This window comes from Tolypothrix sp. VBCCA 56010 (assembly GCF_050875635.1).
Classification (GTDB): domain Bacteria; phylum Cyanobacteriota; class Cyanobacteriia; order Cyanobacteriales; family Nostocaceae; genus Hassallia.
In genome coordinates, this window is the sequence record NZ_JBPAOH010000441.1 from 1 (window position 1) to 441 (window position 441).

The window sequence follows — 441 nt, forward strand, 5'->3', positions numbered from 1 at the left end:
CGGCTGTTAACTCTGGGCGGTTGAGGTAGCCTCTAGCCAATCCATCCCCACCAATGTGCAATTCGCCCGGTACGCCTACGGGTACAGGTTGCAGATTGGCATCGAGGAGATAAAATTGGGTGTTGGCAATTGCCCCTCCTATCGACACCGACCCAGAACCTGGCTGTACTTGGGATACCGCTGACCAGATGGTGGTTTCTGTCGGACCGTACATATTCCACAAGGTTGCTGCGCGTTCGAGCAATTGACTTGCAAGTTCCCGGGATAGGGCTTCACCGCCGCAGAGTATTTTCAATTGCTGGTTGCCAATCCACCCTGCTGAAGTCAGTAGTCGCCAAGTGGCAGGTGTGCCTTGCATCACCGTCGCGCTTGATGTCGCCAAGGCGGCTGTGCTTTGACCACCGTCAGCAACAACTTCTCGATTGACGACTACACGCGCAC

The 441-nt window shown here is 55.3% G+C and carries 1 protein-coding gene; it reads right to left on the minus strand.

The window, feature by feature from the left end; all coding sequences use genetic code 11:
* On the minus strand, nucleotides 1-441 hold a 441-nt coding region (locus AABK37_RS41910), incomplete at both ends, for an AMP-binding protein (RefSeq protein ID WP_432557262.1).